This window comes from Alistipes muris, assembly GCF_943193205.1.
Lineage (GTDB): Bacteria > Bacteroidota > Bacteroidia > Bacteroidales > Rikenellaceae > Alistipes > Alistipes muris.
The window spans coordinates 33,705-48,419 of the sequence record NZ_CALPDD010000009.1; the positions used below are offsets into that span (position 1 = coordinate 33,705).

A 14,715-nucleotide genomic window follows, 5' to 3' on the forward strand; every position below is an offset into this window, starting at 1 on the left:
TTGAAAAACAAACGATAATCATAGATGGAAAAAATCCTGATTCTCGACTTCGGTTCGCAGTATACGCAGCTTATCGCGCGGCGCGTGCGCGAGTTGAACGTCTATTGCGAAATCCATCCGTTCAACAAGGTTCCGGCGCTCGACGCGTCGGTGCGGGGCGTGATTCTTTCGGGCAGCCCCTATTCCGTGCGCGACGAGCATGCGCCGGCTCCCGACCTCGGGCAGATAAAGGGCCGTCTGCCGCTCTTGGGCGTCTGCTACGGGGCGCAGTACCTGGCTTCGGCTTTCGGCGGCGAGGTGCAGCCCGCACCCAGCCGCGAATATGGCCGGGCGATGCTGACGGTGGGCGATGCCGCCGACCCGCTGATGGCCGGACTGCCTGCCAGGACGCAGGTGTGGATGTCGCACGGCGACACCATCACGGCGGTGCCGGCCGGCTATCGTCTGATCGCCGGGACGGAGGACGTGCGCGTGGCGGCGTTCCGCGTCGAGGGCGAGCAGACGTGGGGCATTCAGTTCCACCCCGAGGTCTACCATTCGACCGACGGCACGCAGCTGCTGAAGAATTTCGTCGTCGGCATCTGCGGCTGCTCGCAAAGCTGGACTTCGGAAAGTTTCGTCGAGACCACCGTGCGCGAACTGCGCGAGAAGCTGGGCGGCGACAAGGTGGTGCTGGGTCTTTCGGGCGGTGTCGATTCGTCGGTGGCGGCGGTGCTGCTGCACAAGGCCATCGGGCGGAACCTCTACTGCATCTTCGTCGATTCGGGACTGCTGCGCAAGAACGAATTCGAGGAGGTGCTCGAATCCTATAAGAACATGGGGCTCAACGTCAAGGGGGTCAAGGCCGGGGCCAAGTTCCTGGGCGACCTGGCGGGCGTGAGCGACCCCGAAGGCAAGCGCAAAATCATCGGCCGCGACTTCGTGGAGGTCTTCAACGACGAGGCGCAGCGCATCGCCGACGTGAAGTGGCTGGCGCAGGGGACCATTTACCCCGACGTCATCGAATCGTGCTCGGTCAACGGTCCGTCGGCCACCATCAAGTCGCACCACAACGTGGGCGGCCTGCCCGAGAAGATGAATCTGCGTATCGTCGAGCCGCTGCGGCTGCTGTTCAAGGACGAGGTGCGCCGTGTGGGCCGTTCGCTGGGCATTTCCGAGCAGCTCATCGGGCGCCATCCGTTTCCGGGGCCGGGGCTTGCCATCCGCATCCTGGGCGACATTACGCCCGAAAAGGTCGGGATTCTCCAGAACGTGGACAAAATCTATATCGACGCCCTGCGCGCTGCGGGCCTTTACGATAAGGTCTGGCAGGCGGGAGCCATTCTGCTGCCCGTCAAGAGCGTGGGGGTCATGGGCGACGAACGCACCTACGAGAGCTGCGTGGCGCTGCGTGCCGTGACTTCGACCGACGGCATGACGGCCGACTGGGTGCACCTGCCCTATGAATTCCTGGCCGACGTGTCGAACGAAATCATCAACCGCGTGCGCGGCGTCAACCGCGTAGTCTACGACATCTCGTCCAAACCGCCCGCAACCATCGAGTGGGAATGATGACCGATTTCGCTGCCATCGACTTCGAGACGGCCAACCGCCACCGGGCGAGCGTCTGTTCGGTGGGGGCGGTCGTGGTGCGCGGCGGCGAGGTGGTCGATTCGTTTTACAGCCTGATCCGCCCGCGCCCCAACTATTACAGCCCTTTCACCACGGCGATTCACGGTCTGAGCTGTGCCGACACCGACGAGGCGCCCGAATTCGAGGAGGTATGGCGCGCCCTGGCGCCCCGCATCGAGGGGCTGCCGCTGGTGGCGCACAACGCCCCTTTCGACGAGGGGTGCCTGCGGGCGGCGCTGGACCTCTACGACCTGCCGTGGCCGGGCTATGAGTTTTTCTGCACCTGCCGGGCGGCGCGCCGGTTTTTCGGGCGGCAGCTTCCCAACCACCAGCTGCACACCGTAGCCGCGGCCTGCGGATACGATTTGCGGCATCACCACCACGCACTGGCCGATGCCGAAGCCTGCGCGCATATCGCATTGAAAATCCTTTAGATGTCGATCCCCAGCTGGAGAGCGAAAAACCAGCGGGAATAGGTGTTCTTGGCCGCGTGGCTGCGATGGTTGTAGGAGATGTCGGCCTGCACTTTCAGCGCGTGCCCCACGATGTAGCGCGAAACGGCTGCGGTGGTCTGGCTGCGGCGTTCGTATCCGGCGCGGGCCTGCACTTCGGGACGGGGAAAGAGCATCGAACTGCGCAGGGAGACCTCCCATTTGCGGCGGATGATGTAGCCGGCCTGCGCGTTGAAGCCCCAGCCCGTATAAATCCAGGTGCGGGCTTCGTCGTCGAAAACAGGGTCGGAGCAGGTCCGGCCCATGAAGTCGGCGCAGAACGAGAATCCCCGGTATTTGAGCAGGAAATCGGCGTACCAGCTGCCGAAATTGCGGCTTGCGCCGTCGGGCAGGAGATCGCCGCTCTGGCCGTGCGTGCGGACCGCCTTGTGGTTGTAGGAATAGGCGCCCGCCAGCAGTATCTTGACCTGCTCCTCGTGGGCCAGGTCGCCCTCGAACGATTCGCCCTTCTCCTTGAACCGCCCCAGCGGATAGAATTCCAGCCGCCTTGTGTAGACCAGCCCGCCGTTGGACGAACGGCCCCAATTGCGCCCCTCGCCCAAGGTGACGGAGCTTTTGGCCGAAAAGGTGAACCCGTCGCCGCGGGGCAGGTCGTAGCGGATGAAGATGCCGAAATCGCGGTCGGCGCCGAATTCGCGGTTGACGATGCTGCGGTCGACGAACTGCAGCACGCCCGACGAGGTGATTTGGGCGCGTCCTGCCTGTATCTTGGTCTGTCCCAGCCCGAAACTCCAGGCCGGAGCCGGGCGGTAGTAGAGTATGGCGTCGCTGATGATGTTGGAGTTGCTGCGGGCGTTGGCGGCGTGGCCCGTGAACCCAAGCTGGATGGAGTAAACCAGCTTCGGCGAGTAGACGTATCCGTCGAACTTGACTTGCAGGCGCTTGATGCGGGCCTCGATTTCGTCCAGCCCGAAACTGCGGTTGAACGAGAGTGCCACAAGGTCCTGCATCCGCAGCCGCATGGTGAGCGAAAACCCCTCGCCGGGCGAACGGTAGGTGATGCCCTTGCCGATTTCGAGGGCCCGTTTGGTGGGCACCGGGCCGGAGGTGTGTGCCGATGTCGCGGTCGGCGGTGCGATTGCGGGATGCGGCGGGGTGTCCGGTACGGTCTCGGGAGCCTGTCCCGCCGCCGTGCCGCAAAACAACCCTAAGCATAGTAATACGGAAACTGTTTTCCGGAGGTCTGTCTGCATGCCGAATCCCGGTGCAATTACTGTGCAGGTTTTGCCGGGGTTCTTGAGCGAGAGGGGTATATTAGCGAGAAATATTTGTTTGCAAGAACGAAATTGACCTCGCTGTGCTCGGTCTTTCTCTTTGCCGCCGTGGGCGAAGAACGTACAAGGCTGATTTTTTGTTGGCGAGAAATATTTGCTTGCCGAGAACGAAATTGACCTCGCTGTGCTCGGTCTTTCTCTTTGCCGCCGTGGGCATCCATGCAAAGAACGGGAGTCGAAGTGCGCAGCACTCGCGGGGCGACCTATAAAATCGAATATCTCTTCGCCCCGCAACTCGTGTGGTTGTGAGAATCTTGTGAAAAAAACTTGCGATGAGCGCAGCGAATAAAAAATTATCGGCACCAGCATAGGAAAAGCGATTTTCCTGTGGCTGGGCCGATAAAAAAAGGCAGAACGAAGTTCTGCCGTCGCAAGTTTTTAGAATTTGCGGAGAGAACGAGATTCGAACTCGTGGTACGGATTACTCCGTACGTCGGTTTAGCAAACCGGTGGTTTCAGCCACTCACCCATCTCTCCGGTCACCCCGGGGACATTGCCGCACCCGAAAAGGTGTGCAAATATAGAATCTTTTTGGCAAACGACCAAGAAATGCCGTCAAAATTTCTATATTTGTCCTGCCTGAAAAGCGGGAAAAGATGAAAAGAATGTTTCGCAACCTGTTATTGCTATCGGCGGTGGGGGTGGTTCTGCCCCTGCGGGCGCAGCAGCTGGTGTCGGTGCCGGAAGGTCCGGTGGAGTGCCCCGATACGATGGTAATCCCTCCGAAGCCTCCGGTCGTAAGGCCCCCGGTGCGGGCCGCGGCGGAGCGGCGGTCGCTGGCGGAGATGCTGCGCCGTGCTGAGACGCAGTTCGGTGTGCGGATTCGCTGCAAGAAGTTTTCGCCCGACACGGTGCGGGTGGCCTTTGCCGATTGGCGTTGGCGCCCCTATTCGCTCGGCGAGACCCTCGATAACCTGCTGGACCCGCTCGACCTGGTGTGGAGCGGCGACAGGAAGATTACGGTCCAGCCCTACGAATATTATCGCCGCACTCCGGCCGACGGCGCGAAACTGCTGGCGTGGCTTTCGGCGCAGTATGCCGACCGGGAGCAGTGGGAGCGGCGCAGGGATGTTTTGCTCGCCGACGCGAAAAAGGCGCTGGCGCTCGAACCTTTCGTCCGGGGGCTTGTTGCGGAGCCCGACGTGCGGCTGGGGCGGAAAGTCCGTCACGACGGCTATACAACCCAGAATTATGCGCTCGAAACCTTGCCGGGGCTTTATGTCTGCGGTACCGTCTATGCACCGACGGGCGGTAAAAGGCATCCGCTTGTCGTCTCGCCTGCGGGTCATTGGGAGGGCGGCCGCTATCGTCCCGACCAGCAGCTGCGCATGGCGACTTTCGCCCGCATGGGGGCTGTGGCGGTCGACATGGATATTGTCGGCTGGGGGGATTCGGAGCGTCAGATCGGCCGCGATGCCCATACGGCGCCTTATGCCATGCAGCTGCAGGTGCTGTGGTCGAAAGCCGTGACGGATTGGCTCGTGGCCTCGCGCCGCGACATAGATACGGCCCGCATGGCCGCCACGGGCGGTTCCGGCGGAGCTACGCATGCGTTGCTGCTGGCATTGGCCGACGGCCGTTTTGCCGCCTTGGCGCCCGTGGTGCACCTCGTGTCGCACTTCGACGGCGGATGCCCGTGCGAAAGCGGCCGTCCGGTGACGCTGGCCGGGGGCGGGAGCTGCACGCCCGAACTGCTGGCGGCGGCGATGGCTCCGCGCCCTGTGCTGACGGTGAGCGACGGCGGCGACTGGACAGCGACCTACCCGGAGCTGGAATATCCTTTCCTGCGCCGGATATGGGAATTTTACGGGGCGGGGGAGCAGGTGCGCAACGTGCACTTGCCCGACGAACGCCACGACTACGGCCCGAATAAACGCCGGGCGGTCTATGAATTTTTCGCCGACGCGCTGGGGCTCGACCTTTCGCAGGCCGACGAATCGCGCGTGGAGCTCCTGCCCGAAGCGGCACTGCAAAGTTTCGCCGACGGTCTGCCTGCCGGGGCGATCCGTTCCTGCGAAGAACTGAATCGAATAATCAACAATCTACGATAGTATGAAATCTCTTTTTCTGTTGTTGGCGGCGTGCGCCGTGTTCGGTGCTGCGGAAGCCAAGACCGTAAGCGTGCATTACCGCCTTTCGGCCCCCTACGGCGGCGGCTCGACGTGGGCCGTGGTGCGCGATATTCCGGCCAATGTCCAGGGGGCGACGGTCTACATGCCCAAGACGACCTACGAGGGCGAGTACGTCTATTCTCCGGCCGAAATCGTGGAGGTGCCCTCGCAGCTGGACGACCTGGACGGCGACGGCCGTTTCGACGAACTGGTTTTTGCGGTCGGGCTCAATTGTGACGAGCCTGTGGAGGCTTGGGTCGAGTATTCGACTGAGCCGGTCTTGCACGATTACAAGCCGTTGGTCAACGCGCAGATGTGGTGGAAGAATCCCGACAAGACGCTTACGGAGAAGTCGCAGCTTGCCTCGGACAAGGACGACATGTACCATAAGCTCCACCACCACGGCCCGGCCTTTGAATCCGAATATGCCGCCTACCGCATCTATTTCGACAAGAAGCAGAGCATCGACACCTACGGCAAGAAGCGTCCGGGGCTGGAACTGCGCGAAACAATGTGGTATCCGACCGACGAGCAGCTCGCGGCGGGCTGCGGCCACGACAATCTGCGTGTCTTCGGAACGGTGTCGGTGGGGGCGCTCAAGGGCTGGAATCCCGAGAAGCGCCGCATGGAGCATATCGTCGGCATGCGCCGCCGCGAAGCGACCATCCGTGCCTACGGCCCTCTGCGCACGGTGGTCGACATGCGGGTCGAGGGCTGGAACTACGGCGGCCGCGAAATCGACATGACGTCGCGCTACATTCTCTACGGCGACGGTTCGGTCGTCAAGGCCGAAAACTACATTTCGGGTGCGTGCGCCGATTCGCTGGAGTTCACTACGGGAATCATGAAGATGCGCGACAACCGGACGGCGGTTTGGTATAATCGCGAGGGAGCGTACATGTATCCGGATTGCTGGACGATGCAGAGCGTCGGATGCGACTACCCCGAAAACGACACGCTCCGCTGGGAGCGCGAAACGGTGGGGCTGGCCTTGTGGGTTCCGGCCCGGCATGTGGTGTCGCAGACCGACGATTCGCGCAACTACCTCTTTCAGGTGCGGCCCGTGGAGGGGCGCATCGACTATTGGTTCGTCATGGGGTGGCGCAAGAGCGAGGAGAACGGTTTGGCCGATGACTTCGAGACGACGTTCGGGGTCAACTACACTTCGTTCGAGTTTCCGATTCCGGGCAACTATCCCTATGCCGAAGTGATCGTCGAGCGGCTCGAATAGCCCTCTTGCGGGCTGTGGCGAGGGAAAAGGCGAAAGGCCGCATCGGTGAAAAGTCCGTGTTTTGCGTCAAAAATTCCTATTGCGTCCTGCCGCCTTTGCGTACATTTGTACAACAAGCCGACGAAACGATTACGAATCCATAAAATCTACCTTATTATTATGAATCTGAAACATCTGTTGATGCTTCCGGCAGCTGCGGCCCTCGCCGCCGGCTGCTGCTCGTCCGGTGCCCGGAGCGGTTCCCTGCCTGCGGAGATGCCTTTCGAGATGCCTGCCGTCGTGCAGCCTGCCATCCCGGCGCGTTCGGTGAGCGTGGCCGATTTCGGCGCTTCGGGCGACGCCCATACGCTTGCGACCGGGGCCTTTGCGGCCGCCATCGACGCCCTCGCGGAGCAGGGCGGCGGCCGCGTGGTGGTTCCGGCGGGCGTGTGGTACACGGGACCCATCGTGCTGAAAGACAAGATAGAGCTGCACCTGGAGCAGAACTCCATGATTGTGTTCAGCGATGACAAGTCGCTCTATCCGCTTGTGCAGATTACTTTCGAGGGGCTCAATACGTGGCGCTGCCAGTCGCCCATTTCGGCCACCCATGCCAAGAATATCGCCATTACCGGCTTCGGCGTCATCGACGGCAACGGCGACGCGTGGCGCGCCGTGAAACGCGGCAAGCTCACCGCCGGGCAGTGGAACGCCAAGGTCAGGAGCGGCGGCATCGTCTCCGAGGACGGCAATACGTGGTATCCGTCGGAGAGTTTCCGCTTCGGCGCGACGTCGGGTTCGGACCAGAACGTCTCGACCTGGGCCCGCACGCGCGAGGACTTCGAGAAGATGAAGGACTTCCTGCGTCCGGTGCTGGTGGCGTTCCACCACTGCGAGAACGTGCTGCTCGAAGGGGTGACCTTTCAGAATTCGCCCTGCTGGCATATCCATCCGGCCATGTGCACCAATCTGACGGTGCGCAACATTACGGTCCGCTGTCCGGACTATGCGCAGAACGGCGACGGCATCGACATCGAATCGTGCAAGAACGTGGTGCTGACGGGTTCGCGCTTCGACGTGGGCGACGACGGCATCTGCATCAAGAGCGGCAAAGACAAGGCCGGGCGCGACCGCGGCATTCCGTGCGAGAACATCTATGTGAACGACTGCATCGTTTTCCACGGCCATGGCGGTTTCGTGGTGGGCAGCGAGATGTCGGGCGGCGTGAAGAACGTGCTGGTTTCCGACTGCACGTTCTCGGGCACGGACGTGGGACTGCGTTTCAAGTCGACGCGCGGCCGCGGCGGAGTGGTCGAGAACATCCATATCCGCAACATCGCCATGAACAACATTTTGCAGGACGCCCTGCTGTTCGACCTTTTCTACGGGGGCAAGTCGGCGTCGGAAGCCGCCGAAGAGGGCGGCGAGCCGACCGACATGGCGCTCAGACCTGCGGACGAGACGACCCCCGCGTTCCGCAACATCCATATCCGGGACGTGTGGTGCCGCGGTGCCCGTCGGGCCATGTATTTCAACGGGCTGCCCGAGATGAACGTCGAGCAGGTCGTGGTCGAGAATGCGTGGATGCAGGCCCGGACCGGCGCCCAGATTTGCGAGTCGACCGACGTCGTGCTGCGCAACGTGACGGTGGTGCCCGAGAAAGGTGCTGCGTTGATTCTCAATAATGTAAAGGATTTCCGGGCCGAGGATTTCTCCTGCCCCGCCGGGCTGAAATGCGCGCTGACCGTGACCGGAAGCCGCAACCGCAATGTGCGGGTTGCTTCGGAGGAGATCGACGCCGCCAATGCCTGCCTTTCTGCCAGGGCTGCGGCTGCCGTGACCATCGAATAGCGGCCGTTTCGGCTTTGCGGCCGAAGCACCCGAACGAAGATAAATAAGCAAGACGAGTGAGGGGGCTCCCTCACTCGTCGTATAACCGTTCCAACCATGAAATTGAAACATATCCTGCCGATCCTGCTGTTCGTCTGCGCGGTGCAGGGCGCCGGAGCGGCGGAAGCCGTGGCCGATACGCTGCGCGTCTACCTCGTCGGCGATTCGACGTGCGCCACCAAGAAGCTCGACAAGCAGAACCCCGAACGCGGGTGGGGCCACATGTTCCAGCCGCTGTTCGACGAAGCGGTAGTCGTCGAGAACCACGCCACCAACGGCCGTTCGACCAAGTCGTTCCGCGCCGAGGGGCGGTGGGCGCGCGTCTGCGACAGGCTGCGACCGGGCGATTACGTATTCATCCAGTTCGGTCACAACGACCAGAAAATCAATGATTCGACGCGCTATTCGACGCCTGCGCAATATGCCGAAAACCTGCGGCGCTATGTGCACGAAGCGCGTGCGAAAGGGGCGACGCCCGTGCTGCTGACGCCGATTGTCCGCCGCCATTTCGTCGACGGCGTGCTGACCGACACCCACACCGATTATCCCGATGCGATGCGCCGGGTGGCTGCCGAGGAGGGCGTTGTGCTGATCGACATGGAGCCCGCGACCCGTGAGTGGGTGGCTTCGTTGGGCGACGAGGCGTCGAAAGCGTATTACATGTGGGTGGCGCCGGGCCGCTGTCCGCTCTATCCCGACGGACGGCAGGACGATACCCATCTGAATGTCCGCGGCGCGCACGAGGTTGCGCGCATGGTGGCCGAGCGCCTTTGTGAGCAGCTCCCCGAGCTGGGGCAGCACTATCGTCCGGCCGATTTCGTGGTCGCCAAGGACGGTTCGGGCGACTTCTTCACCGTGGGCGAAGCCGTTGCCGCCATTCCCGATTACTGCGGCGCGAAAACCCGCATCGTCGTTTGCGGGGGGCTTTACCGCGAGAAGATAGCCATCCCTGCGTCCAAACGCAACGTGGTGCTTGAAGGGCGCGGCGATGCGACGGTTTCGTGGGGCGCCTATGCCTCGCAGACCGGGCCTACGGGCCATCCGACCGGCACTTCCGGTTCGTCGACCGTCTACTTCGGCGGCGACGGCTGGGAGGTGCGCAGCCTGACGTTCGGGAACACGGCCGGACGCGTCGGGCAGGCGGTGGCGGTGCAGTGCCTGGGTACCGGACTGCATTTTTACAACTGCCGTTTCCTCGGTAACCAGGATACGCTCTACCTCCACGGCCGGGGTAACTGCGACGGCAAGGAGGTCGACGACAATTCGGTCTGCATCTTCGAGGATTGCTACGTGGAGGGGACGACCGACTTCATCTTCGGCTCGGCCGCGGCGCTGTTCGTCCGGTGCGAAATCCGCTCCAAGGCCGATTCCTACATAACGGCCGCTTCGACCTGCATGGGGCAGTCCGCGGGTTTCGTCTTCCTGCAATGCAGGCTCACGGCCGACGAGGGGGTGGATGCCTGCTACTTGGGCCGCCCGTGGCGCGACCATGCGCAGACCTGCTTTCTGTCCTGCGAATTGGGCGCCCATATCCGGCCTGCCGGGTGGCACGACTGGAACAAGCCTCACGCCCGCAAGACGGTGCGCTACGGAGAATTCGGCTGCACGGGCCCCGGCGCTTCGGCGGCCGGACGGGTGAAGTGGGCGCGGAAAATGAACTCCGGCGATGCCGCCGAAGCTCTCCGCTTCTTCGGGCTGCCGGACGGGTTCGCCCGGCGATAAATTTCGTAATTTTGCAACGATGAAACGGCTTTTGATTTTGCTGCTGCTCTGCTGCGGAGCGCCGCGCGTCGGCGCGTCCGAGCCGCCGCAGTGCCTTTTTCAGTTCTACACCACCTTCGACGGGCTCACGCACGACCGCATCGCCGACATCTACACCGATTCGCGGGGCTTCGTGTGGGTCTGCACGTGGTACGGGGTAAGCCGTTTCGACGGGTATGCGTTCCGCAACTTCAACGCCGTGCCCGGCGATTTCTCGCCGCTGTCGCACCACCGTTTCGTCTCGGTGAGCGAGGACGCCAACGGCCACTTGTGGTTCACGACCTACAATCTGCATGTCTACCGTTTCAACCGCTTCACGGAGCAGTTCGAGGACGTCGCGGCCCTCATCGAGGGGTTCGACGCCAAGCACTACCGGACGACCCACTGCCTGCACGACCGTGAGGGCGGCACGTGGGTGGCCATCGCCGGACAGGGCGTGGTGCGGTTCGCCGGGCGGGCCGACGCTTCGCCCGTGCAGGTCGATGCGCTGCTGGACGAGCCTGTGCTGGGCGGCGACGTCACGGCCATGTTCATCGACGCGGGCGGCGCGGCGTGGATCGCCGCGGCCGACGGCCAACTTAACCGGGTGGCGGCGGACGACCGCCGGCGTGTCCGCACCGTGTGCGAACTTCCGGCCCCGGCGTTCGACTTTGCGGCCGATTCGGCGGGGGTCTACTGCGCCACGTCGCGGGGAGTGGTCCGGGCGGACCTCCGGAGCGGCAAGGCAGAGCGGCTGGCTGGCGGCAGCAACATGCTCACGGCCATCGCCGCCGATTCCGTCCGCCGCGAAATCTACGTCGGGTCGCGTTCGGGCGAGCTCTACCGCGTGGCGGGCGGCCGCCTGGCACCCCTGGCCCCGCGGGGGCCCAAACCCCGCCGCATACGCAGTCTGACGGCCGATTCGCACGGAGTGGTGTGGGTCACAACGACCGAGGCGGGCATCACGCGCTACAACCCGGCTACCGACGACTACAAACATTTCGAGCAGGAACCCTATACGGTCTCTTACAACCTCGACACGCTGACCCGCATTGCCGAGGGCGGGGGACGCCTTTGGGTGAAGATGAACAAATACGGCTTCGGCTACTACGACCGCAAGAAGGACTGCATCGAACCGTTCTACAACGACCCCCGGCGCCCCGACTGCCAGATGACCAACGCCGTGGTCCGCTTCGACGTGCAGGACGATGTGCTGTGGCTCTCGACCTATTACGAGCGCGGCCTGCGCAAAGCCGTGCTGCTGGAACAGCCTGCCGAGGTCTTCACGCTCGATTCGCCGGGCGGCACCTCCTTTTCGGGCGAAATCCGTGCGCTGCTCAGCGACAGCCGGGGACGGGTATGGGTCGGCACGCGCGACGGCGAACTGATTGCCTATGGCGGGAACGGGCGGCCGCTCTACCGGCTGCCGCTCAGGAATCCCGGCATGATTTACGCCCTGCGCGAAGACCGTGCGGGCCGTATCTGGGTGGGAACCAAGGGCGAGGGGCTCTACAAGCTGACCCCGCGCGGCGAGGGGTTCGCCGTGACCCATTATGTTCACTCCGAAACCGACCCCTATTCGCTCAACGACGACCGGGTCTACTCGGTCGAGGAAGACGACCGCGGCCGCATCTGGGTGGCGACCTACGGCGGCGGCATCAACGTGCTGGACGACCCGCAGGGCGACCGTTTCATCCATGCGGGCAATCAGCTGACGCACTATCCGCTGGACGAGGCGGGGCGCGTGCGGTGGCTGCTGTTCGACCGCCCGGACCGCATGTTCGCCGCGACGGTCGACGGACTGCTGATTTTCGACCCGGGAGCGGGCTACAAGCAGATGCGTTTCCGGCTGGTGCAGAAGATTCCGGGCGACGCGTCGTCGCTGGGCAACAACGACATCATCCACATGCTCAAGGATTCGCAGGAGCGTATCTGGCTGGCGACCTATGGCGGCGGGCTCAACTGCATCGAGCGCTACGATGCCGACGGGACGCCGCGCTTCCGGTGCTACGACCTGTCGGACGGACTGCCGAGCAATATCTGTATGGCCATCGCCGAGGACAGGCAGGGCGACCTGTGGGTGTCGACCCACAACGCCGTGTTGCGCTTTCGTGTCGGGCGGGGCAGTTTCGACGCCTACAATCTCTACGACCGGATGCGCAACGCCATTCTGAGCGAAGCCACGGCGCTGACCTTGCCCGACGGCAGCGTGCTGTTCGGCGGCGGACGCCGTATTTACCGTTTCGAGCCGGACCGCATCCGTTCGGCCCCGGCCGACTGCAATCTGCGCTTTACGTCGCTCGACGTGCGGAACAAGCCGGTGACTGCCGGGCCCCGTTCGCCGCTCGACGTAGCGGTACCCGAAGCGCGGGAAATCGTCCTCCCGCACGACTATGCCAACTTCCGGGTGGGCTTTGCGGCGCTGAACCATGCGGTGCAGCATGCCGTTCGCTACATGTACAAGCTGGAGGGCTACGACAGCGACTGGAACCTTTCGGGCGCTGTCAACCGGGCCTCCTATTCCAATGTTCCTGCGGGCCGTTATACGCTCCATGTCAAGGCGTTCGTAGGTCATGCCGATACGGCCGGAGAGGGCATCCGGCTGGGCATCGAAATTCTCCCCCCCCCTTGGTTATCGTGGTGGGCCAAGACGCTCTACGTACTGCTGGCGCTCGGAATCGCGTTCGTATGCCTGCGGGTCTTCGGATCGGTGGTGCGCATGCGCCGCGCCGCGAGCGTCGAACAGGACATGACCGACCTCAAACTGCGCTTCTTTACCGACATATCGCACGAACTGCGGACGCCGCTGACGCTGATATTGGGCGGCATCGAGGACGTACAGCGTCACGACCAACTCTCGCCGCGCGGCGAAAACAGCCTGACGCTGGCCCACCGCAACGCCAAACGGATGCTGACGCTTATCAACCAGCTGCTCGACTTCCGCAAGATTGTCAAGGAAAAGATGGAGCTGAAGATTTCGCGCGTCGACCTGGTGCCTGTGGTCGAGGATGCGCTCGACGATTTCCGCGAAATGGCGGCCGAGCGGCGAATCGAGCTGCTTTTCACCGTCTCGCGGCGCTCGGTGCTGGTGTGGGTCGACACGGAGCGCATCGAGAGCGTCATCTACAACCTGCTTTCCAATGCGCTGAAATTCACCCCTGCGGGCGGCAAAATCGAGGTCATCATCGCTCAGCGCGACGCCGAGGACTGTGTAACCCTCACCGTGCGCGACACGGGCATAGGCATCCCGCGCGACAAGCAGAATCATATTTTCGAGCGTTTCGTGCAGGCGTCGCGCGCCGTCGACAGCAACATGAAGGGTTCGGGCATCGGTCTTTCGCTCTGCCGCGAAATCGTGGCGCTGCATCATGGCGAAATATCGGTGGTGAGCACCCCGGGCGAGGGGTCGGCCTTTACGGTGAAACTCAAGACGGGCAACGCCCATTTCGGGATGGAGCAGATCGACTTTTCGGGGTCGGCGGGGCCCGACGGCAAGGCTGCCTACATGGTCAGCGACTTCACGTCGGTCGACAGCCAGCGCCGGACCGACGTGCGGCCGCCTGCCGATGCGCAGAAAATCCTGCTCGTCGAGGACAACCGCGAGCTGCGCGTCTTTATCTATAATAGCCTCATTGATACCTATGCCGTCATCGAGGCGGACGACGGGGTGGAGGCGCTGGAGAAAATCCGCGCCGAAATGCCCGACGTCATCGTGACCGACCTGATGATGCCCCGCATGGACGGAATCGAGCTGATCGACAAGGTGCGCCACGACTTCACGATGAGCCACATTCCCATCGTCATGCTGACGGCCCGCCATTCGCCCGACGACCGGCTGAAGGCCATGGAATTCGGCGCGGACGGCTACATCACCAAGCCGTTCAGCATCGAACTGCTGCTGGCCCGTATCGACAACCTGCTCACGCGGCGCCGGACGCTTTTCGAGAAGTACTCCGCGCAGTCGGCCCGCAACAAGATTGCCGAACTGGTGGTGGAAGACGTGGTGGTGACCGACCGCGACGAAGAGTTCCTGAAGGAGGTGATGTCGTGGCTGAGCAAGAATATCGAAAATTCCGACCTGACCATCGACCAGCTGGCGTCGCACCTCGGGCTGGGGCGCACGACCATGTACAACAAGCTCAAGAGCCTGACGGGCAAGTCGCCTGTCGAACTGCTCAAGGAATACCGCATCACCAAGGCCAAACTGCTGCTGCACACGGGGCAGTTCTCCGTGTCGGAAGTGGCCTACAAGGTGGGATTTTCGGATCCGGGCTATTTCAGCCGCTGTTTCCGCGAGCAGTTCCACATGTCGCCCGCCGAGTATCTGAAAACCCACAATCTCAAACAAAACCAAGACCCCAAATAAG

General features: G+C 62.8%; 8 protein-coding genes and 1 tRNA gene. 7 read left to right on the top strand and 2 right to left on the bottom strand.

Translation table 11 applies throughout. The annotated features are described in order from the left end of the window. The first annotated feature begins 24 nt into the window (after positions 1–24). Complete coding sequence (gene guaA, locus NFR47_RS06345) at positions 25–1,551, top strand: glutamine-hydrolyzing GMP synthase (protein ID WP_251214732.1); 1,527 nt, start codon at positions 25–27, stop codon at positions 1,549–1,551. After that, on the top strand, positions 1,551–2,045 hold the full coding sequence (locus NFR47_RS06350) for a 3'-5' exonuclease (protein ID WP_251214775.1): 495 nt from the start codon (positions 1,551–1,553) through the stop codon (positions 2,043–2,045). The genes guaA and NFR47_RS06350 overlap by 1 nt, the downstream gene beginning before the upstream one ends. Here NFR47_RS06350 and NFR47_RS06355 read toward each other — a convergent pair. Continuing rightward, complete coding sequence (locus tag NFR47_RS06355) at positions 2,042–3,160, bottom strand: porin (RefSeq protein ID WP_251214733.1); 1,119 nt, start codon at positions 3,158–3,160, stop codon at positions 2,042–2,044. The two genes, NFR47_RS06350 and NFR47_RS06355, sit on opposite strands and share 4 nt — an antisense overlap. A 625-nt stretch (positions 3,161–3,785) precedes the next feature. Next, positions 3,786–3,874: transfer RNA gene (locus tag NFR47_RS06360), tRNA-Ser, on the bottom strand. 119 nt (positions 3,875–3,993) lie between these two features. Here NFR47_RS06360 and NFR47_RS06365 point away from each other — a divergent pair. The 5 genes from NFR47_RS06365 to NFR47_RS06385 all read left to right on the top strand — a co-directional run bounded on the left by NFR47_RS06365 (position 3,994) and on the right by NFR47_RS06385 (position 14,714). Next, positions 3,994–5,448 carry an alpha/beta hydrolase family protein gene (locus NFR47_RS06365; RefSeq protein WP_251214734.1) on the top strand — a complete coding sequence of 485 codons (1,455 nt, stop codon included), beginning with the start codon at positions 3,994–3,996 and terminating at the stop codon, positions 5,446–5,448. A 1-nt stretch (position 5,449) separates the two neighbouring features. Then, complete coding sequence (locus tag NFR47_RS06370; RefSeq protein ID WP_251214735.1) at positions 5,450–6,739, top strand: DUF4861 family protein; 1,290 nt, start codon at positions 5,450–5,452, stop codon at positions 6,737–6,739. A 159-nt stretch (positions 6,740–6,898) separates the two neighbouring features. Continuing rightward, positions 6,899–8,569 carry a glycoside hydrolase family 28 protein gene (locus tag NFR47_RS06375; protein ID WP_251214736.1) on the top strand — a complete coding sequence of 557 codons (1,671 nt, stop codon included), beginning with the start codon at positions 6,899–6,901 and terminating at the stop codon, positions 8,567–8,569. Positions 8,570–8,665: 96 nt separating this feature from the next. Next, entirely contained in the window at positions 8,666–10,330 is a 1,665-nt protein-coding gene (locus NFR47_RS06380; RefSeq protein ID WP_251214737.1) for a pectinesterase family protein, read from the top strand. A 19-nt stretch (positions 10,331–10,349) separates the two neighbouring features. Next, entirely contained in the window at positions 10,350–14,714 is a 4,365-nt protein-coding gene (locus tag NFR47_RS06385; RefSeq protein ID WP_251214738.1) for a two-component regulator propeller domain-containing protein, read from the top strand. Position 14,715: the final 1 nt, after the last annotated feature.